The 19,549-nt window shown below is 65.3% G+C and carries 16 protein-coding genes and 1 tRNA gene; 7 read left to right on the forward strand and 10 right to left on the reverse strand.

Going from position 1 to position 19,549, the window contains the following annotated elements:
* Positions 1-167: 167 nt before the first annotated feature.
* The 3 genes from E6N53_RS09445 to E6N53_RS09455 all read left to right on the forward strand — a co-directional run bounded on the left by E6N53_RS09445 (position 168) and on the right by E6N53_RS09455 (position 3,431).
* Positions 168-1,193 (forward strand): succinylglutamate desuccinylase/aspartoacylase family protein, encoded by a 1,026-nt coding sequence (locus E6N53_RS09445; protein WP_142858762.1) that lies wholly within the window; start codon positions 168-170, stop codon positions 1,191-1,193.
* A gap of 89 nt (positions 1,194-1,282) precedes the next feature.
* A complete protein-coding gene (locus tag E6N53_RS09450; protein ID WP_142858764.1) occupies positions 1,283-3,283 on the forward strand; it encodes a 3-hydroxyacyl-CoA dehydrogenase/enoyl-CoA hydratase family protein in 2,001 nt (666 codons plus the stop codon).
* Between the two features lie 73 nt (positions 3,284-3,356).
* Positions 3,357-3,431: transfer RNA gene (locus tag E6N53_RS09455), tRNA-Glu, on the forward strand.
* A 199-nt stretch (positions 3,432-3,630) separates the two neighbouring features.
* Here E6N53_RS09455 and E6N53_RS09460 read toward each other — a convergent pair.
* Positions 3,631-4,620, reverse strand: a complete 990-nt coding sequence (locus E6N53_RS09460; protein WP_142858766.1) for a hypothetical protein — start codon at positions 4,618-4,620, stop codon at positions 3,631-3,633.
* A gap of 249 nt (positions 4,621-4,869) precedes the next feature.
* Between E6N53_RS09460 and E6N53_RS09465 the strand changes: the two genes are divergently transcribed.
* Both E6N53_RS09465 and E6N53_RS09470 read left to right on the forward strand, forming a co-directional pair.
* On the forward strand, positions 4,870-5,427 hold the full coding sequence (locus tag E6N53_RS09465; RefSeq protein WP_142858768.1) for a DUF7344 domain-containing protein: 558 nt from the start codon (positions 4,870-4,872) through the stop codon (positions 5,425-5,427).
* A gap of 36 nt (positions 5,428-5,463) precedes the next feature.
* A complete protein-coding gene (locus E6N53_RS09470) occupies positions 5,464-5,913 on the forward strand; it encodes a disulfide bond formation protein B (protein ID WP_142858771.1) in 450 nt (149 codons plus the stop codon).
* A gap of 10 nt (positions 5,914-5,923) precedes the next feature.
* Here E6N53_RS09470 and E6N53_RS09475 read toward each other — a convergent pair whose 3' ends face one another.
* The 6 genes from E6N53_RS09475 to E6N53_RS09500 form a co-directional block, all read right to left on the reverse strand.
* A complete protein-coding gene (locus E6N53_RS09475; protein WP_142858774.1) occupies positions 5,924-7,387 on the reverse strand; it encodes a DASH family cryptochrome in 1,464 nt (487 codons plus the stop codon).
* Positions 7,388-7,437: 50 nt separating this feature from the next.
* Entirely contained in the window at positions 7,438-7,980 is a 543-nt protein-coding gene (locus tag E6N53_RS09480; RefSeq protein ID WP_142858776.1) for a DUF7344 domain-containing protein, read from the reverse strand.
* A 143-nt stretch (positions 7,981-8,123) separates the two neighbouring features.
* Positions 8,124-10,133, reverse strand: a complete 2,010-nt coding sequence (locus tag E6N53_RS09485; protein WP_142858778.1) for a SpoVR family protein — start codon at positions 10,131-10,133, stop codon at positions 8,124-8,126.
* Complete coding sequence (locus tag E6N53_RS09490; protein WP_142858780.1) at positions 10,130-11,446, reverse strand: YeaH/YhbH family protein; 1,317 nt, start codon at positions 11,444-11,446, stop codon at positions 10,130-10,132. The genes E6N53_RS09485 and E6N53_RS09490 overlap by 4 nt, the downstream gene beginning before the upstream one ends.
* Positions 11,437-13,722: a PrkA family serine protein kinase gene (locus E6N53_RS09495; protein WP_142858782.1), complete on the reverse strand. Its 2,286-nt coding sequence runs from the start codon at positions 13,720-13,722 to the stop codon at positions 11,437-11,439. Before E6N53_RS09495 ends, E6N53_RS09490 begins: the two co-directional genes overlap by 10 nt.
* A gap of 10 nt (positions 13,723-13,732) precedes the next feature.
* Positions 13,733-15,808 (reverse strand): PrkA family serine protein kinase, encoded by a 2,076-nt coding sequence (locus tag E6N53_RS09500; RefSeq protein WP_142858784.1) that lies wholly within the window; start codon positions 15,806-15,808, stop codon positions 13,733-13,735.
* 372 nt (positions 15,809-16,180) lie between these two features.
* On the opposite strand from E6N53_RS09500, the gene E6N53_RS09505 reads away from it, so the two are divergent.
* Positions 16,181-16,582, forward strand: a complete 402-nt coding sequence (locus tag E6N53_RS09505) for a DUF5820 family protein (protein WP_142858786.1) — start codon at positions 16,181-16,183, stop codon at positions 16,580-16,582.
* Between the two features lie 145 nt (positions 16,583-16,727).
* On the forward strand, positions 16,728-17,177 hold the full coding sequence (locus tag E6N53_RS09510) for a UPF0179 family protein (RefSeq protein WP_136590115.1): 450 nt from the start codon (positions 16,728-16,730) through the stop codon (positions 17,175-17,177).
* 40 nt (positions 17,178-17,217) lie between these two features.
* Here E6N53_RS09510 and E6N53_RS09515 read toward each other — a convergent pair whose 3' ends face one another.
* The 3 genes from E6N53_RS09515 to E6N53_RS09525 all read right to left on the reverse strand — a co-directional run bounded on the left by E6N53_RS09515 (position 17,218) and on the right by E6N53_RS09525 (position 19,472).
* Positions 17,218-18,033 carry a M14 family metallopeptidase gene (locus E6N53_RS09515; protein WP_142858788.1) on the reverse strand — a complete coding sequence of 272 codons (816 nt, stop codon included), beginning with the start codon at positions 18,031-18,033 and terminating at the stop codon, positions 17,218-17,220.
* Between the two features lie 82 nt (positions 18,034-18,115).
* Positions 18,116-18,772 carry a DUF7344 domain-containing protein gene (locus tag E6N53_RS09520; RefSeq protein ID WP_142858791.1) on the reverse strand — a complete coding sequence of 219 codons (657 nt, stop codon included), beginning with the start codon at positions 18,770-18,772 and terminating at the stop codon, positions 18,116-18,118.
* A 208-nt stretch (positions 18,773-18,980) separates the two neighbouring features.
* Positions 18,981-19,472 carry a DUF309 domain-containing protein gene (locus E6N53_RS09525; protein ID WP_136590465.1) on the reverse strand — a complete coding sequence of 164 codons (492 nt, stop codon included), beginning with the start codon at positions 19,470-19,472 and terminating at the stop codon, positions 18,981-18,983.
* Between the last annotated feature and the right edge of the window lie 77 nt (positions 19,473-19,549).

The following is a 19,549-nucleotide window of genomic DNA, read 5'->3' on the forward strand; positions in this document are numbered from 1 at the left end:
CTGGATTTCGGACCGGGCGAAAAAGTGTTGACGATTGGTCTCGCCCCGTGGTCAGCAGTCACAGGCACGAACGGCGCTCACACACCTGATTGAGAGGCACAGTCGGCGGCGGCGACCGTCGCACTCGTGACTCACCATTTAAATACGAGGGGAGATAGTACCGGACAATGACCAGCGACGGGGCGTTCACGTACAACGGCGGACGGGTCGACCCCGGAGAGACCCAGAACATCCGCTACGGCATCTCCGAGACGTATCTGGGCGACCCTGTCCGCATTCCGGTGACCATCATCAACGGCGAGCGGGCGGGACCGACGGTGTTTCTCACCGCCGCCGCCCACGGGGACGAACTCAACGGCATCGAGGTCGTCCGTGAGGTCGCGTTCGAGTGGGACCTCTCGGACCTGGCGGGCACGCTCGTCTGCATGCCCGTGCTGAACGTCCCGGCCTTCCTCGCACAGGAACGGTATCTCCCCATCTACGACCGCGACCTGAACCGGTCGTTCCCCGGTCACGAGGACTCCACCTCGGCGAAGCGGATGGCCCACCGCATCTTCCAGAACTTCATCGAACCCTGCGACCTGGGACTCGACTTCCACACCTCCACCCGGGGGCGGACGAACATGCTCCACGTCCGCGCCGACATGAAGAACAAACGCGTCGCCCGCCTGTCCCGCGCTTTCGGCTCGAACGTCATCATCGACAGCGAGGGACCGGAGGGCACTCTCAGAGGCGAGGCGACGAGCGCGGGCGTCCCGACCATCACCATCGAGATGGGCGAGGCTCACCGGTTCCAGCGGCGACTCATCGACGACGCGCTCGCGGGCGTCGAGTCGGTGTTCGCCGAGTACGGCCTCCGTGACACGAGCCTCGTCCGATGGCCCGGCTGGCGGACGGTTATTACGGACAACCAGGAGAAGACGTGGATTCGCGCCGACGTCGGTGGCATCGTCGACATGCACTACGAAGTGGGCTCGCTCGTCCACGCGGGCGACCGCATCTGCACCATCACCAACCCGTTCAAGGACGACAACACCACCGTCGAAGCGCCCTTCACGGGCGTGCTCGTCGGCGTGCTGGAGAACCCAGTCGTCTACCCGGGGAACCCACTCTGTCACCTCGTCGAACTGGACGAGAAGACGCTGGGCGTCGTCGAACAGCAGCAGTCACCCGACCGACACGCGCACGTCTGAGGGGCCGACGCCACGCCTGCGAGCGACGACCCACGCGCTGCCGGCCGTGACGGGGAAAGGTTGAACCGACGACCTGCCGACGAGCGCGTATGGACACAGCCGACGCGGCCACGGGAACGGGCGCGATACGCTCGGTCGACGACATCGCCACTATCGCGGTCCTCGGTGCGGGGAACATGGGCCACGGTATCGCCGAGGTCGCCGCGCTCGCGGGGTTCGACGTCTCCCTGCGCGATATCGACGACGACCTCGTGCAGGCCGGGTACGACCAGATCGAGTGGAGCCTCGAGAAACTCGCCGAGAAGGACCGAATCACGTCGGCGGACGCCGACGCCGCCCTGGAGCGAATCGACCCCGTCGTCGACCTCGCGGCCGCCGTCGACGACGCCGACGTGGTCGTTGAGGTGGTCCCCGAGAAGATGGAGATCAAGAAGGACGTCTACGCCGCCGTCGAGGAGCACGCGCCCGACCGCGCGCTGTTCGTGACCAACACCTCCTCGCTCTCTATCACGGAGTTGAGTCGAGAGACCGACCGCCCCGCACGGTTCTGCGGGATGCACTTCTTCAACCCCCCCGTTCGGATGCGACTGGTCGAGGTCATCTCGGGAGCCGACACCGCAGCGGAGACGCTCTCGACGGTCGAGGCGCTCGCCGAACGGCTGGGAAAGACGCCCGTCCGCGTCCACAAGGACAGCCCGGGGTTCATCGTCAACCGGGTGCTCGTCCCGCTCTTGAACGAGGCCGCCTGGGTCGTCGAATCGGGCGACGGCACGCTCGCCGAGGTCGACTCGACGACGAAGTACGGACTCGGTCTCCCGATGGGGAGCTTCGAGCTCGCAGACCAGGTGGGAATCGACGTCGCCCTGCACGTCCTCGAGTACATGCACGACCGACTCGGCGAGGCGTACGAGCCGTGCCCGCTCCTGCGCGAGCAGGTCGACGCGGGCGACCTCGGACGGAAGTCCGGGGCCGGGTTCTACGACTACGACGACGGGGGGGCGGAGATTCCGACGGACCAGGTCCGCGCGGACCTCCGCGAGCGACTCCTCGCGGTGATGGCCAACGAGGTGGCCGGCCTCGTCTCCGCCGATGTCGCCGATGCCGACGCCATCGACCGTGCGATGCAACTCGGGGCGGGCTTCCCCGACGGGCCGGCGACGCTGGCCGACAGTGCGGGGCTCGAGACGCTGGTCGCGCGTCTCGACACGCTTCACGACGAGACGGGCGCGGCGCGATACGACGCCGTCGCGACCCTCCGCGACCGCGCCGAGACCGACGGCGCGTTCCGCGAACGCACGGAAAGCGAGACCGCGTACGACACGCTTCGTGTCGACCGGTTCGACGGTGTCGGCCACCTCGCCATCGACCGTCCACACCGACTGAACAGCGTCAACGTCGACCTGCTGGCAGACCTCGACGCCGCCCGCTCCACCCTGGAGGCCGACGACGAGACGCGCGTCATCCTCCTCTCCGGCGCGGGGGACCGCGCGTTCTCGGCCGGGGCGGACATCCAGCGAATGGCCGCCGAACTGGACTCGCGGTCGGCGGTCGAGCGCGCCCGCGAGGGCCAGCGCGTGTTCGGTCGATTCGAGTCCTCACCGCTCCCCGTCGTCGCAGCCATCGACGGGTTCTGTCTCGGCGGCGGGATGGAGTTGGCGACCTGCGCCGACCTCCGACTCGCCACCGCCCGCTCGACGTTCGGGCAACCGGAGCACAATCTGGGGCTCATCCCCGGGTGGGGCGGGACCCAGCGTCTCCGCCACATCGTCGGCGAGGGGCGCGCGAAAGAGATCATCCTCACCGCCGCGCGGTACGACGCCGAGACGATGGCCGACTACGGCTTCGTCAACGAAGTCGTCGAGAACGGAGCGCTCGACGACCGGGCGCTCGAACTCGCTCGGGACCTGGCTGGGGGCCCGCCGGTCGCGCAGGCGTACACCAAACGTGTGATGCACCGCGGCCGTGACGACACGGACGCGGGGCTCGAACTCGAAGCCCAGGCGTTCGGGCACGTCTTCGGGACCGCCGACGCCGCCGAGGGAATCGCGGCGTTCGACTCCGACCGTGACCCCGAGTTCAGCGGGGAGTAGCGCGTGGGTCTCACACCCGGACCGGTCGGAAGACGGAATCCTTAAATCGGTCCCGCGGTCACGTTCGAGTGTCGCTCGGTTGGTGTAGTCCGGCCAATCATCTTGGCCTTTCGAGCCGAGGACAGGGGTTCAAATCCCCTACCGAGCACTCCTACTGCCCCGTTGTCGCGTGGTTCCGACTGGTTTCCAATGACCAATAGCGATGATCAGATTTTGCCAACGAAAGATTTCGGAGCCCCGCAAAGCAACTAACCGCACCCTGGAACCCCATCCTGAGACCCGTAGAAACCCCGGTTACACCAGTCGGTGTGACGCCAACAAGATTTCTCGGATGAACGACCTCAGACTCAGTTAATCACGTGTCGGATATACCATTCTCCCACCTCTCTGAATCCGAGAATCGCTTCCATCGCTTGATCCACTTGCTTGTCTTCTAGCTTCAGTCGGTCCTCATTCGAGAGGCTCTCCAACTCGCACCATAGATAGTCCTCCTTTCCTTCCTCTTCAATTACAGCCAATTGAACCATCTCAGTCGGCTTTTCGTAGAAATCAAGGATAGTGCACCTCATTCCATTCGGCTGCATTTTGAGAGCCATTTCTTCCTCAGCTCTGCTTACATTTGTGTCAAAGAGTCCCTCTACTTCATTTTTGAATCTCATGGCCCACTCATAGTCGCTCCAACTAACCAACCAAGGTCCGTCTCGATCCAGCGTACGATCAGAGTATCCAGATTCGCTATCGGGGATCTTCAGTTCTACCGTGAATTGGTCGCTCACATGGAGATGGGGTATGTATTTCAAATTCTCGGTGACATCTTCATTGACCTCTTGCTGCCTCGCTTGTAGATCGGGATAATCATACTGGATAGGGTCGACAAACGCTTCGTTCAATGCATTTCTCGTCCATTCAGCCACTTCCTGATCACTAGGAGTATCGGTTTCGACCTTCTGATACTCTCTGGCGTTCGCAGTGAACCACTCTCTCCAATCTTCTGCAATCTCATAGGCATCAGTCAGGCGCTTCTCATTCGGTCTATGATCAAATCTGTGAGCTACCGAATCGCGGGTATCCTTTAGTCGGTTGATGATGTCATTATACTCGTCCGGGATGTCTCGAATCACTCCCGCAGACTTCAGACGTCGATGCGCGGTATTCCACTGTGGCCCGATATTTTTCTCTAGGAGATTTTCGTCAAATTCCATGTACTCACCACCGACTTCGGCAAGTACAGTGACATAGTAGTCTTCTAAAGCGTAGGTGGCGAGGCGACTCTCACGAACGTCACTCAGGTCAAACTGCTCAAACAGCCTGAGACACTTGTCGAGCGAGTCGACCATACGCTATGAACAAAATCTACGAGTTAGTCTTTTTCGGGCAGACAAGGGGTCCAATTTATCTATCAGAATTTTCCAGTAGATAGTCAAACACCTCGAGCGACCGCGTCGTGTCGTTCGGGTCGACTCCGCGGCCGACCCTCAGTCCCCGTCTCCCACCGCCCATCGCCCGCCGCCCGCCGACTCGGTGCAGGTAGTTGTAAGTAGGTCGGGTTCCCTACTCGCGGACGTACCCTGGAGTAGCCCCCAACGATGGCCATCCACAGCCGACTCGGCGACGACCCGACGCCCACCGAGCTGACACAGGACACCGTCTTCTCCGTACTGAGCAACGAGCGGCGACGCCGGGTCCTGCGGTTCCTCAACGAGGAGCGTGCGGGCTCGGACATCCGTGAGCTCTCCACACAGCTCGCGGCGTGGGAGAACGACGTGCCGCCCGAGGCGATCACGTACAAACAGCGAAAGCGCGTGTACACCTCGCTCCACCAGACGCACCTCCCGGCGCTCGCCGACGCGGGCGTGGTCGACTACGACCGCGACCGCGGGACGGTCAGTCTCACAGCCCAGGCGTCGGTGCTCGACGAGTACCTCGCGACCGGCGAGACGACCTCGATTCCCTGGCACTTCGTCTACCTGGGAATCGCTGCCGTCGGCACCATCGCGACGCTGTTGGCCGCCGTCGGTGTGCTCCCCGCGGCCGTCCCCGACCTCGCCATCGCGGGTGGTCTCTCCGTCGTCCTCGCGGTGGCCGCCGGCATCCACAGCACTCTCGTCGCCGGCGAACCGTGGGAGGACCTGTATGACCGCTGACCGCACCCGACCACGCCGATTCGGCCGCCGACAGCCGTGACCGAGTCGCGCGCATCCCTCGGCCGTGGCCTCCTCGTCCTGTTCACGCTCGTAGCGGGCGTCGCGACTGTCGGCAGCCTCCACTTCAGTCTCGGGCTCGGCCTCGTCCCGTGCGAGCTCTGCTGGTACCAGCGTGTCCTGATGTACCCGCTCGTCGTCGTCGGGGGTGTCGCGACCCTCGAACGGCGGTTCGCCGTCTGGAAGACGACGCTCCCGCTCTCTCTCGGTGGTGCCGCCGTCGCGGCGTACCACGTCTTCTTGCAGGTGACGCCGGCCGCGGCCGGGTCGTGCAGCATCGGTGGGGGGTGTGCGGCGGTGCAGCACCCGATGCTCGGCGGACTGCTCACGATTCCGCGGCTCGCGCTGGTCGCGTTCGCGCTCCTCTCCGCGTTCGGCCTGGGTCTCGCGTGGCTCGCTCGCTCTCACGAGACGCCCGCGAACCCGTGACCGTGAGCCGTCAGCGGAGCTTCTGGTAGGACTGCTCGAGGTCGACCATCGGCTCGGGATAGTCGACGCCAAGTTCGACCCCGTACTCGGCCTGTTCGTCGCGACTGAGCGTCCACGGCTCGTGGGCGGACTCGGGAGGGAGCGGGTCGAGTTCGGGGAGCCAGTGGGTGACGTACTCGGCGTCGGTGTCGTACTTCCGCGCCTGCTTGACGATGTTGAAGTACCGGTCTCGGGAGTCGTTCCCGACGCCCGCGATGTACGCCCAGTTGCCGTAGTTCGAGCAGGGGTCGTAGTCGACGAGTCGCGTCTCGAAGTACGCCGCGCCCCGCCGCCAGTCGAGTCGGAGGTTGTTCGCGAGGAACGAGGCGACGTTCTGTCGCCCCCGGTTGGACATGAACCCCGTCTCGTTCAGTTCGCGCATGTTCGCGTCGACGAACGGAATCCCGGTCTCGCCCGCCGCCCACCGTTCGAACGCCCCCTCGTCCGTCCGCCAGTCGATGTCGTGTCGACCACGGATGCCCGGCCGGGTGAACAGGGTCGCGCCGTGTTTGGCCGCCTGGAACTGGAAGAAGTCCCGCCAGATGAGCTCGAACAGCAGCCAGTACGTGGAGTCGTTCTCGACCCGGAGCTCCTCGTACCGGCGCACCTCGTCGTGGACGTACCGCGGGGAGAGACAGCCCTCGTTGAGCCACGGCGAGAACTTCGAGGAGTAGCCCTCGCCCAGCAGTCCGTTGCGCGTCTGTTTGTACTCGCGGAGACGGTCCGCGTCCCAGACGTACGACTCGACCCGGGCGAGCGCCGCCGACTCGCCGCCTTCGAACGGGAGAACACTGCGCTCGTCGGCGTCTGCCGGAGAGACGTCCCCCCCGAGCAACGCGACAGGGGTCGGGACGCTCCCCACGTCGACTGCGTCGACCGCGTCGGGGAGCGGCGGAAGCGTCGGCGTGTTCACCTGCTCGCGGACGCTCGCGTCGCGCTCGACAGCCTTCCGAAAGGAGGTGTAGGTGTCGGAGATGTCGGTGTACGGTGTTGGAAGGTCGTTGATGTGGTAGAGGGTGTGGCCCCATTTCCGACGAATCTCGACACCCGCCTCGCGGAGGCGAGCCTTCACCGCCGCTTCGACGCCGCGCTCCTCGGGGGTCGGCCACGTGTGCATCGAGACCACGTCGGCACCGACCGCCCGTGCGAGTTCCGGCAGGACGTCTTCGGGGAGCCCCTCGCGGACGACGAGCTCCGAGTCGCGCTCACGGAGCGACGCCCGCAGGTCCGAGAGCGACTCACAGCGAAAGCGCGCGCGATGCGCACCCGTCTTCTCGAAGCGGAACGAGTCACGTCCGCCGTACGGACGCTCGCCGTACTCGCGCGGGTCGACGACGTAGACGGGGAGGAGCGAATCCGCGGCCGCGGCAGTCGCCAGCGCCTCGTTGTCGTGGAGTCTGAGGTCGCGCCGGAACCAGACGAGGGCAGTCGTCATGGCTCGGCTAAGGAGTGGGGTGACTTGAACCTGGTCGCCGCCGTCCCGACTCAGTCGCGAAACCAGAGCGCGGCGTCGCGCTGTGTGAGGTGGTGGTACACGGCGGAGAGACAAAGCACGGCGAAGACCGTTCCGCCGAGCAGCGTGGCGTCGACGGTCGAGAGACCGGGCACCCCGATACTGTGAGCGACGAGGACGAGCAGTCCGAGGAGGCTCACCGTGAAGTAGTACGACGCCCACGAGAGCGCGTTCTTCGGGACCACCTCCATGTAGACGGCGACGTCGTCGGCGTGTTCGGCCCGTTCGACGGTCTTCGCGTTCGCGTCGTACGTCACGATGCCGAGGTCGTCGAGTTTCGGGAGATGCGTCTGGTGGAGGGAGACGTAGACGCTCTGCCGGACGTTGCGTGGGGGCGGTTGCTCGCCGGATTCCACCGCCGCGATGTGCTCTGCGAGGTCGCTCACCGCCTGACGTTCCTCCGTCTCGGCGAGGCGCTCGAGGACCAGTCGCCGCCGGTCGTTCCGGAGGACGTCGTGGATATCCGTCTCCGCAAGCGAGGAATCACGGTGTGTCTGGGCGGGACCCGGATTCATCCATCTGTCCGTCGCCAGCGGCGGTATATGAAACTATGTCGGTAATTCTCGAACACGATAGCGTCCGGCGGTACCGGCCGTCGAATGTTACCACAGCTGAGAACGAAACCGGGGCCGAAACGCCTCACCGACGCGGGTCGAACTCAGGCGAGCCACTCCTCCGGCTTGGTGTCGTAGTCGACGTCCGTCGCCTGGATGCGCGCCTCGAGGTCGGGGTCGAGGTCGTACGTCTCGAACCCGTCACCGTCGTAGCGGATGCGCTTCCCGCGTTCGACCGGGGTGGGCTCGCGGTTGCGCCGGCGAGCCACCTCCACGTCGTGGTCGTCGTACTCCTTGACGATGGTCATCAGGTTGACCGGTCGACCCCACAGGTGGTACACCCGTTCGAGCACGGCCTTCGCCTGCGGGAGGTCGAGCATGATGCCGTTGTACTGGTGACCCAAGAGGAGCTCGCCCCGGTTGTCGAAGTTCCCGTCGTACACCGCGATGGTCGGCTTCCCGAAGTTGGTGAACTGCAGGAGGAGCTTCTTCTTGACGTCCTCGTACTGGTCGGAGGTGACGCGGAAGTCGCCGCTCGTCTGGGTGTACTCGTAGGTGAAGTAGTGGTTGTCCGTGACGAACTCCTGAGTGAGGAACTCGTCGAGGAACGTCACGTCGTTGTGGCTCTCGCGCACCTCGCGCATCCGCGCCCAGCCAGCGCCGTAGTCGACGTCGTCGAGCGCCTCCGCGACCGTGTCGTACTTCTCGTCGTCGAACATGTACCTCGAAAGCTGTTCGAGCTCCGACCGGCGGACCCGCGAGAGGAAGCCCCGGTTCTGTGGCTTCACGAGCGAGAAGTGGCGTTCGGCGAGCCCCTCGTACGTGAGCACCTTCCACGGGTACGCCTCGACGTCGACATCGCCGGCGAGCGCGGCCGCCAGCGCCTCGCTGTCGACGCGCGGGTCGTCGTCGGCGGCGAGTTCGTGCAACGACTCGAGCGTCTCGGTCGTGACGGCGTCGATGACGGGATGCGGCTGGAGATGCTCTTGGACCTCGTCGAAGTCGACGACGTCGCGGAAGTTGCGCCAGGTGATGCCGCGGACGCGGAGGAGTTTGTCGGCGACCTCCCGCCGGTTGGTGGTGTTCTCGACGTACTCCCACAGCTCCTTGCCGAGCTTGTACGGGTTCAACCCCGGCGAACCGAGCACCCGCGACTGGTGGTCGGCGTACGTGACGAACTCGTCCGTGCCGGCGAACCGTTCGTCACCCATCATGAGCGACTCCCAGTAGGCGGCCCACCCCTCGTTCATCACCTTCGTCATCTTCTGGGCGGCGAAGTAGTACGCCTCCGTCCGGAGCATGTCGAGGACGTCCTTCTGCCACGGCTCCATCTCGACCGCGCGACCCGCCTCCTCGTCGTACTGCATCCCGTGCTCGCGGAGATACGCCGCCACGTCCTTCCGTGGGTCGGTGAGCTTCGCGGCGCGCTCTTCGGCCTCGGCGAGGGTGTCGAGCCACTCCTCGTCGAACACCTGTCGACGGACCTCCTCGGAGATGTTCATCTCGTCGAGGCGCGTGCGGAGGTCCTCCGGTTGCGTGCGGGTTCGACCCTCCCCCGCCTCCTCGAACGCGCGGTGCTGGTCGATGGTGTCCTCTAAGGTGAGCACGGCGTCGATGAACGTCTCGACCTCCTCACGGTCGATGTCGGGGTCGTTCATGTACGCCGCGATGGCGTCCGCGTGGCGTTCGAGCATCGCCGCGGCGTCGGGGTCGTCGCCCTCGCCCAAGAACAGCCCGAACCACTCGTTGTTGGCGAAGAAGTCCGCGTGCGCCTCGACGTGGGTGATGACCGCCTTCTGGTCCGTGAGGCTGTTCGAGAGCTGTAAGAAGGCGTGGGAGGGGTTGTCGTTGTTGACGATTTCGAACGCCTTGCCCATCCCGAACTGGCCCTGCTTGCGCTGGCGGTCGTACGTCATTCCCCACCGCCAGTGGGGGTAGCGGCGCTGGAAGCCGCCGTAGGCGATGAGCTCGTTCATCTCGTCGTAGTCGACGATCCAGTAGTTCACCGGGTACGGGTCAAGCCCGAGCTTCCGGGCGAGGTTCCCCGCCTCGTGGACGGGCTCCTCCAACGACTGTGCCTCGCGTTGCTTGTCGACTCTGTCTGAGTTACTCATTGTCCGTCCTCCGTGCTGAGGATCTCGTAGATGGCGTCGACCACGTCCGCCGGGGAGGAGACGTAGGTGACGACGACGTTGCCGGTGTCGCCGAGCGCGCGGTCGACCTCCTCGGCGTGAGTCGCGTTGATCGCGGTGCCGCCCGGCTGGGTCTCGACGTACGCGTGGAGGTTCGCCGGAATCTCCTCCATCAGCGGGATGACGTTCTCCGTCGTGTCGTTCGACGAGTTCTCGGAGTCGCCCGCGGCGAACACGTAGCGGTTCCACTCGCTCCAGGGGTACTCCTCCTCCAAGACGACCTTCGCGAGTTCGTACGCGCTGGATATCTTCGTTCCACCGCCCGAGCGGATGCCGAAGAACTCCTCGCGTTCGACTCGCCACGCCTCCGCGTCGTGGGCGATGTAGACGAACTCCGCGTTGTCGTACTTCCCGGTGAGATACCAGTCCAGCGGTGTGAACGTGCGCTCGACCAGTTCGCGTTTCTTCTCGCGCATCGACCCGGAGACGTCGCGGATGTTCACCACCACGACGTTCTTCTCCTTCTTCTCGATGATCTCGGGGTGGCGGTAGCGCTCGTCCTCGCGCCGGAAGGGCACTTCCTTGAGCCCGTCGCGACGGATTCGCTGGATGGCCGTCGTCCGTTCGACGTTCTCCGCCATCTCCTCGAAGGAGGCCCACGCGCCGCGTTCGTCCGCCACCTCGGCGAACGCCTCTTCGACCCACGGGAGGCCGACGAGAATGTGCTGTTCGCGGCACCACCGGAAGACGTCCCGGGCGTCCGTCCCCGCGACCTTGCACGCCTCTCTGACGTAGTCCTCGTCGAAGTCCATCGAGAGCTTCCGCTTCAGGCCCTCCTTGAACAGCTTCTCGAAGTCGAGCGTGGAGTTGGGCCCCGACCGCGTGATGTCGGTGAAGTCGCCTTCGATCTCCTCGACGACCTGTTTCCCCTTGGGCTCGAGGTCGAGGCCGAGTTCCTCGTCGAGTTCCTCGGCGAACTCTTCGGGGTCCATCTCGTAGTACTCGTGCTCACCGCCCTCCTCGCCGGGTTCGCCGTCCTCGTCGCCGTCGCCCGGCTGCGGCTGCGGCTGACCGACCGGCTGGCCCACGTCGGGCGTGCCGCCCTGGCCCTGGCCGACGCCCCCCTTGTCGAGCTGGTCGTACTCGAACGACGGGAGGTCGACCACCTTGATGGGAATCTTGATACTGTTCGGGCCGCTCCCACCCAGGTCACCGTACGTGATGAACTCCTTGAGGTCCTCGCGGCGCTCTTCGCCCACTTCGCGGAACCGTTCGACGTCGTCTCTCAGTCCCATTGGTAGCTCACCTCTCGCATCACGTCGCGGCTCACCAGTTCGGCGGACGCGGCCGTGTATCCGTTGTCGGTCATGTGCTCGATGGTCCGTGCTTTGATCTCCTCTGTGTCCGTGTTCGCCGGCGGGTCGGCCCACTGGTTCGGGTCGAGGTCGGGGAACAGCCGGCGGACGTCCTCCCAGTCGTGGGTGTCCAACACGGCGCGGATGACGGGGATATCCGAGAAGTCCACGTCCGTGATGGAGAAGTCCTCGTCGCGGTTCTCCCACGCGTAGCGGTTCAACGCGCTGATGACCTTCTCGCGGCGGAAGTCGACGACGTCTTCGGAGGGCTCGTTCCCCTCGTAGTCGCCCTCGCGGAACCGGCCGAGGTGTTCGGTCTCGAACAGCCGCATCAAGAGCGGGTCCGGGTCGACGGGCCCGTGTTCGGTCTCGAGTTTGTCGTCGCTCGCCCACGCGTACACGTGTTCGATGTACTCCTCGACGGTCTCGGCCTCGACACCCTTGTCGGCGAGGAGCGCGTCGAGGACGTCGGTCTCCTGGCGCGTGTAGACGTGGTCTTTGACCGTGGCCAGCCGCGACTCGTACTCCGTGGTCTCCGCGCGCGAGAAGACCGGCGCGTCGGCCAGGCCACTCGCCATCGCGTCGAGGACGTCCATCGACGTGATGACGCGCTCGACCGGGAGGGACTCGTGTCGTCTCCCCGTGTCCTCGTGGAGCAGGTCGGCGATGATGTCGCGCGTGTAGGTGACCGGGATTCCGTGGGTGCCGTCGCCGGTCCCGACGAAGTCGAACGCGTCGGCGTCGACTCGCTCGTCGCCCTGCTGGAGGTAACCCTGGTCGTACAGGAGCGCCTTGTCGACGAGGTCGAGCCCGGCCGAGAGGTCCTCGGCGTCGAGTCGGGACACCACCGAGTACATGGCGGCGGCTTCGACCGCGTGTGGGGCGAGTTCGCGGTCGGTGAGGTCGCCGGCACTGTCGCGCACCTCGATGACGAGGCCCTCGCGGATCCGGTCGGCGACCTCTTCTTCGGATTCGCTGTCCCACACCGTCGTCTCGTTCGTCAGCTCTCGGCGGATGAGTTCGGCCTCGAGCGAGTAGTTCGTCAGATAGCGGAACTCGTGTTTGTTCAGCCGCCGTTTGAGCGCCTTCAGCGGGTCGCGCCCGTTGCGATCGGCGTACTTGTCGAGTTCGGCGTCGAGGTCCGGGTTCGAGATGATGACCAGTTGCGTGTCGATGTCCATCCCGATGCCCTTGTCCAGCTTGACGTGGCCCTCGTCGGGCACGTTCAGCAGTTTCTGGAGCAGGTCTGCGTGCTGAGCGGCGTCCTCGACGATGGTCAACAGGCTGTTGCCCTGCGAGAGCACGCCGTCGTAGGAGAACGCCTGCGGATTCTTCCGGCCCCGTGAGTCGAGTTCGCGTAACATGCCGGGCATCCACGACCCGACGAGTCGCTCCTTTGGGCTCCCGTCGTCCTCGGAGTGGAGGATACCGATTCCCCGCCCCACGTCGACGACGTAGTTCTTCACGCGCAGGTGCCGTTCGTCGGTCACCTCGCTGAAGAGGTTCTGTTTGCCCGCACGACGGTACTGCTCTTCGAGGTGGGTGTACGCCTCCCGGCAGAACGGGTCGAGTTCCTCGTCCAGAGAGAGCGGGATGTGGTCGCCCGAGGCGTCGTTGAGCGCCTGCACCACGTCGCGGCGCACCTCCAGCGGGAAGACGGTGAGCGGATGCGACTGCACTGGCGACTCGTACCAGTCCTCCTCGTGGTCCACCTCGTCGCCGTAGGAGAGTCCCCGGGTGTCGGAGACGTTCGCGATGTTCCACTCGACGGTGTACCGTCTCCCGGCGTCGGTCTTCGAGTACTCGCGGAGGCCGTTGACGAGACACCGCTTGAGTTCTGACTTCCCGGTCGCCGTCGGCCCGTCGAACCAGATGAGCTTCTCGGCTTTACCACGGTCCGCGGCGATGGTCCGCAGGTCGTCGACGAAGTCGTTGAGGATTTCGGTGTTCCCCAAGACGGCGTGTTCGCCCTGGTTGGCTGGGTCGTCGAAGAAGCGATAGCGCTCGCGCTCTTCGCCCTCCTCGACCACGGTGCGCGTCCCCATCGCTTCGATGGCCTCCAGGAGGTACTTCGAGGCGTGCGAGGCGATGGAGGGGTGCTCGAACGCCCGGTCGAGGTACGTCCCGAGGCTCATCGGCTCCTCGTACGTCCCTCGGAGCTCCTCGTCTGCGGCGCGGATGAAATCCGGCCGGTCGGTCGGCGTGTTCTGTCGCATTCTGGTCAGGTCACTCCTTCTCGAGTTCGCTCTTGGCCACCTCGGCACCGGCGAACTCGAGGACTTCCCGCGCGCCCTCGCGCGAGTAGCCCTGGTCGACCAAGGCGTCGACCCACGCGTTGCGTTCGTCGTCGTCCAGTTCGTTCGCGCTCACCAGCGCCGAGAAGTTGATGTTGTGCTTCTTGTCCTCCCACAGCTTGCGCTCTAAGGCGCGGCGGAGCCGGTCGTTGTCCTGGGGGTTGAACGACGTCCCCTCGCGGGCACGACGGGAGACCCAGTTGGAGACCTCCTGGCGGAAGTCGTCCTTGCGGTCCTCGGGGATGGAGAGCTTCTCCTCCACCGACCGGAGGAACTTCTCGTCGGGCTCTTGCTCCCTGCCGGTGAGTTCGTCCTCGACAGTCGCGTCGTCGATGTACGCCATGACGTGGTCCATGTACTTCTCGCCCTGCCGCTGGATCTCGTCGAGGTCGTACGCCAGCGCGTGGCGGACGTCCTCGATAGCGCGCTCTTTGTACTCCTCGCGCACCATCTCGAGGTAGCGGTGGTAGCGCTCGATGTTCTCTTCGAGGATGGAGCCGTGCGACTCGAGGTTGCGCTCGAAGTGGTTGAACACCGTGAGCGGCGAGAGGTAGTCCCGACCCCGGTGGGTCGAGTCCATGATGGCCTCGGCGATCTCGTCGCCAATGAAGCGCGCCGAGACGCCGTCCATCCCCTCGGCGATGTCGGCCTTCGCCTCGCCTTCCTCTCGCAACTTCTTCACGTCGAGGTCGTCGCCGTCGTCGACCTCGCCGTTGTAGGCCTTGGCCTTCTGGACGAGGGTCACGTTGCCGCCGTCGGGTTCCGTGATGCGCGTGAGGACGCCGAACAGCCCCGCCATCTCCATGGCGTGCGGTTCGATGTGCATGTCGGGGACGTCGGCGTTCCGGAGCATCTTCCGGTAGATGTCGGCCTCCTCCTCGTACTCGAGGACGTACGGGAAGTCGATGCGCTTCGTCCGGTCGTTGAACGCCTCCATCTTCTCGTCGCCCTTCTTCTCGCGGTACTCGGGCATGTTCGTCCGACCGACGATGACCTGGTCGATGTCGATGCGTGGGTTGTTCTTCGGCTTGATCGTCTGTTCTTGCGACGCGTGCAGGAAGTCGTAGAGGAACTCGCGCTGGAGCTTCAGTAACTCCTCGCCCGAGAACAGCCCCCGGTTGGCGTTACAGAACGCGCCGGAGTAGTCGAACGCGCGGGGGTCCGACTCGCCGTAGACGGCGAGTTTCGAGTAGTTGACGTCCCCGGTGAGTTCGGTCTCGTCCTGGTTCTTCTTGTCCTTCGGCTCGAACGTCTCGATGCACTGGCGCTTGTTCTCGCTGGCGACGAGACGGATGACCTCGATGTGGTTCTCCATCACCGACTGGAGGTCGTCGTCGTAGTGCGCCAGCAGTTTGTCCATGTAGAACTCGCTGGCGGGGTCGAGCGACTGCTCGTTACGGATGGTGTACGGCGCGTCGAGGTCGCCGTTCAGCCGTTCGAGGACGATGTCGCGCTGCTCCTGGGGGAGGAGCACGATGGGGTCTTGGTGCATCGGCGAGGTGACGGTGTCGTCGGCGGGGTCTTGGTCGCGGATGACGTCGCCGAGGTTGGTCCACCGGAAGGTGTACATCCGCCCCTCGTCGCGCATCGTGTAGTCCTCGAAGTAGCGTCGGACCATCCAGTCGAAGTGGGACTTCCCGGAGCCGACGGGGCCCAAGAGGAGTTTGATGCGTTTCTCGGGGCCGAGCCCGCGAGCGCCCGACTTCACCTTGTTGACGAACTCGTGGATGGACTCGTGGACCTCTCTCCCGTAGAAGACGTTCTCGCCGTCGTGTAACGGGTCTTCGGAGGCCATGAGATACTCCACGATACCGGCGGTCTCGTCGTAGGTGGTCCCGTAGTGGTCGAACATGTCCGCGACGCGCTGGTGGGCGTTGCGGGCGACCTTCGGGTCGTCGTACACCTCCGAGAGGTACCAGTCGAAGCTCTTCGCCTCGCGGAGGTCCGCGGGCACGGAGTCTTGATAATGCTTGCTCAGGTCTGCTAGTGTTTCGAGTTCACTGCTCATTGTTCGATAATCGGAGTCTCTGGGCGTCGTGCGCCGAGAACGAGGGACGGTAGCTGTGCGCGGCAAACGTCGAGCGCGGCCGTCTGTGGGGGTTGTGGTTCGTTCGTGGCATGCGTATTCATACCACCCGTTCCGCGCGGCGACACAGGTCCTCGGCGGTTCTCTCAGAACGACGTAGCCAGCTGACAGTGCACGGGGGCGGCGACTCGGCCCGGTATCCGAGACTACTTGAGTGGTGAGGTTCCGATACAAATAAGCCTTCTCCTAAAATGTGAATCCAAAATCATTTTTTCGACGCACAGCGCTGACTCGCCCGCGTCGAGGCGGGCGGGGACCGCCGCGCTCTTGACCCGGGACGGCCTCACGTCGAGTATGAGCTACGACGCCCTCCCGGAGGGGTGGCAGGTCTGGGCGGACGAATCCGAGGGGCGGAGCGTCCTCACGTACCGGCCGGACGTGTTCAACACGAAGGACTTCCCCGCGCCGTGTCTGCCGACCATCTACGTCACGAACGGTTCACGGAAACGGCGACCGGGCGCATCGCAGATTCCCACCGACACCTGGCACGTGTCGCTCTTTCTCGAACCCGAGGTCGAAGGGACGGTCGAGCGGTACGACTCGCGCGCGGCGGCCGTCGCCGGCGCGGCCGACCTCGCCGCCCGGTTCGTGTCGGGCGAGGTCGACTATCGGGGCTTCTATCAGGTCCCGCGTGCGGACTACCTCGACCGCCTCGACGAACTGGTCGGGGGAGAGGGCACGGGCCCGGACGAGTGACACGGCGCGGTCGGTGTCGGTCGCCCCACGTCCCGTGGTGTCGTGTCCGTTAGCCACCGTGACCGGGTCGACGAGTACACCCGCCGTCACGCGCCTGTGAGCCCTCGGCGCGACACTTAACCGGCGGCGTGGCGAAGACGGGGACATGTCACAGGTCACACTCGTCGGTTCCCGACTCGCGACGGAGGGCCAGGAGTTCGTCTACGAGGGGGAGTCGACCGCGTGTGAGGGCTGCCCCTATCGGCAGCAGTGTCTCAATCTCTCCGAGGGGACCCGGTACCAGGTCACCGACGTCCGCGAGAACGCCCAGACGCTCGACTGTGCCGTCCACGACGTCGGCGTCCGCGCCGTCGAGGTCGAACCGGCCGCAATCACGGTGAACGTCGCCTCGAAGGGCGCGTACGCCGGGAGCAAGGCGCAACTGCCGGGGCCCTGTCCCCACACCGAGTGTCCAAGCCACCCCTACTGCGTCCCCGACGGCGCGGAGTTCGACACCGAATACCGCATCAAGACGGTCCACGGAGACCCACCACACGACTTCTGTCTCCTCGACCGCGCCCTCACGCTCGTCGAAATCGAGCCGCCGGTGGAGTGACGGGGGCCGTTCCGCCCGACTGCCGGACCGTCCAGACGCGTCAGGAGAGGGTGCCGACGTGCTCGGCGACGTACCCGAAGATGTCCTCGTAGCCGTACGCCGAGAGCAACACCGGGTAGAAGTGTCGGTCCGCCACCAGCGGCGTGCCGTCGGTGGCGGCGAACGGATCGCCCACTTCGACGGGTTCGAAGTTCGTGGCGAACACTTCGTGGTCGCCCTCGGGAGCCTTCGGAATCGGGTCGAGGAGCCGGTAGACGGTCACCGTGTCGGCCTCGTGCGTGGTCGCCCGCGACGCCGTCGGGAGGCGCTCGTCGTCCGCGTCGAGGACGTCCGTGGCGTCGAGGAACGCGCGGACGAGGTCGTAGGCGTTCTCGGCCGCCTCGTCGCTACCCTGCAGGCCACACTCGACCTCGACGGTGTGGGCGTGCTCGATGAGCCGTCCGTCGGTGAACCGGTCGGTCTCGACGACGACGTCGATCGGCAGGTGTGGACAGACGGCGTGTGTGACGGCGTCGACGCGGTCGACGAGGGCGAACGGTTCGGCGAACGACTGCGTCGAGTGAAGCGAGAGGGTCGTACAGCCGCGGAGCTCCCGTGAGAGGTGCGCAGCGAGGCGTCGCTCGTGTGAGTCTGCGTCGGGGTCGCCCGGGAACGCCCGGTTGAGGTCCTCGTCGAGGTACCGCACGCCCGCGTCGAGCGCCTCCTCGTTGGCGACGACGAGCTTCACCGGGCGGCGCACCGCCGGGGATTCGGCGACGAGCCGCTCGATAGCCACCGGCCCGCAGGGTTCGTCGCCGTGGATGGCACCGACCACGGCTACCTCGGGGGTTCCCTCCCCGAGTTCGTAAATTCGCATCGTCACAGGATGGGCGTTCGGGACTCAAATCGGTTCGGAATCGGCGGCGTGAACGAGAGGGAAGACGGCGCGGAGAGCGACGTCAGTCGCGAACGAGAGGGAGGGCCGCGACGACCAGCATCGAAACGGCACAGACCACCGCCCAGAGGGTGGGCGACAGCAACGCGAACCCGGGGACGCCGGCGACACCGGCGAGCGCAGCCACGCCGATGCCAGCGAGTGCCGCCGAAGACCGACGCTCAGCCGCCTCCGCCGTTCCATCCCCGGTGCCGGCGCTGCTGGCGGCGTCGGCGGCCGAGTCCACCTCGAGGTATGGGTAGAGCTGTGCGGCGAGGTCACGGAGTTCGATGGTCCCCCGATTCTTGTCGTAGTCGACGACGCCGGCGTCGGCCATCTTGGGGAGGTGACACTGGTAGAGGCCGATGTAGACCCGCTTGCGCTGCTTCGAGTTGATGCCCTCAAGCGGCAGGTCGTTCTCCTTCGCGGCGATGTGTTCTGCCATGTCCGACAACGTCGCCCAGCCGTCGTTGTCCTTCAGATACTGGAGGGCGTCCCGGCGACGCTGGTTCTTCAACAGTTCGAACAACGTGTCGCGGGCCAACTCGGGTTCGACGTCGTCGGGGAGGACGGCGACGACGGACTCCGTCCCGTTCTCGGGTTGGGGAGCGGTGACGACGGTCGTGTTCGTCCCGGTCTCGTCCATGGCATCGAGGGCGTCTGTGAGAGTCTCTGCGGTCATGATTGTATCCGAACGGAGCACGGCTCGCAGTGGAGCGCCCACCCGCCGGGGTCACCGCGATGCTGCGTGTCTGAACTACCTACCAATTACCGTCTAGATATATAAACTTTCCAGATACTGTAACCTTACAGAGCATCTCATACGCGAGAATAACGTTATTTCGAAGATACCGACCGTTCGGGCACTCTCACCCCCTCCCCACGTCGCGTCAGTGGTCGTGTTCGAGGTGCTCGACGTAGTCGAAGTCGGCGGGGTACGCCTCGGGGCGCTGGTCGTCGAGCGTGATCCGCCACCCGTCGAGCGCCGTCGGGTCTGACAGCGCCGATTCGAGCGTCTGCCGGACGTCGACGACGTCGACACCGTAGAAGTCTCCCGGCGTGCCGCGGAGATACTGAAGCGCCGTCCGGAAGAGCGACCGCATGCCGCCGTCGTCGTCGAAGTCGACGTGTTTGTAGACGCCGGCGGCGACCTGGACCATTCCGTGGAGGAACGCGCTCTCTGTCGTCCCCGCGCCGTAGTTGTACCACTCGTCTTCGAAACAGTCGTGAGCGGCGTGGTACTCGCCGGCGTTGAACAGGCGCACGCCGTGTTCGGTGGCGCGCCGGAGCGTCGCGTGCTCCCACTGCCGACGGTCGCGGTGCCACCCCGTCGGGTCGCCGAGCGGCGGCGCGACGCTCGGGTCGCGTGTGTGGTCGTCCATCCGACCGCTACTACAGCCGACCGCGGCCTGAAGCTGTCGGTGGGCCACGACCACGCCCCGCGACGACGCGACGAAAC

The sequence above is a fragment of the Salinigranum halophilum genome, from assembly GCF_007004735.1.
Classification (GTDB): Archaea; Halobacteriota; Halobacteria; order Halobacteriales; family Haloferacaceae; genus Salinigranum; species Salinigranum halophilum.

Bases quoted from the DNA above. Each gene is read 5' to 3' on its own strand.
- E6N53_RS09445 (WP_142858762.1), top strand. From the start codon at position 168: ATGACCAGCGACGGGGCGTTCACGTACAACGGCGGACGGGTCGACCCC.
- E6N53_RS09450 (WP_142858764.1), top strand. From the start codon at position 1,283: ATGGACACAGCCGACGCGGCCACGGGAACGGGCGCGATACGCTCGGTC.
- E6N53_RS09460 (WP_142858766.1), bottom strand. From the start codon at position 4,620: ATGGTCGACTCGCTCGACAAGTGTCTCAGGCTGTTTGAGCAGTTTGAC.
- E6N53_RS09465 (WP_142858768.1), top strand. From the start codon at position 4,870: ATGGCCATCCACAGCCGACTCGGCGACGACCCGACGCCCACCGAGCTG.
- E6N53_RS09475 (WP_142858774.1), bottom strand. From the start codon at position 7,387: ATGACGACTGCCCTCGTCTGGTTCCGGCGCGACCTCAGACTCCACGAC.
- E6N53_RS09480 (WP_142858776.1), bottom strand. From the start codon at position 7,980: ATGAATCCGGGTCCCGCCCAGACACACCGTGATTCCTCGCTTGCGGAG.
- E6N53_RS09485 (WP_142858778.1), bottom strand. From the start codon at position 10,133: ATGAGTAACTCAGACAGAGTCGACAAGCAACGCGAGGCACAGTCGTTG.
- E6N53_RS09490 (WP_142858780.1), bottom strand. From the start codon at position 11,446: ATGGGACTGAGAGACGACGTCGAACGGTTCCGCGAAGTGGGCGAAGAG.
- E6N53_RS09495 (WP_142858782.1), bottom strand. From the start codon at position 13,722: ATGCGACAGAACACGCCGACCGACCGGCCGGATTTCATCCGCGCCGCA.
- E6N53_RS09500 (WP_142858784.1), bottom strand. From the start codon at position 15,808: ATGAGCAGTGAACTCGAAACACTAGCAGACCTGAGCAAGCATTATCAA.
- E6N53_RS09505 (WP_142858786.1), top strand. From the start codon at position 16,181: ATGAGCTACGACGCCCTCCCGGAGGGGTGGCAGGTCTGGGCGGACGAA.
- E6N53_RS09510 (WP_136590115.1), top strand. From the start codon at position 16,728: ATGTCACAGGTCACACTCGTCGGTTCCCGACTCGCGACGGAGGGCCAG.
- E6N53_RS09515 (WP_142858788.1), bottom strand. From the start codon at position 18,033: ATGCGAATTTACGAACTCGGGGAGGGAACCCCCGAGGTAGCCGTGGTC.
- E6N53_RS09520 (WP_142858791.1), bottom strand. From the start codon at position 18,772: ATGACCGCAGAGACTCTCACAGACGCCCTCGATGCCATGGACGAGACC.
- E6N53_RS09525 (WP_136590465.1), bottom strand. From the start codon at position 19,472: ATGGACGACCACACACGCGACCCGAGCGTCGCGCCGCCGCTCGGCGAC.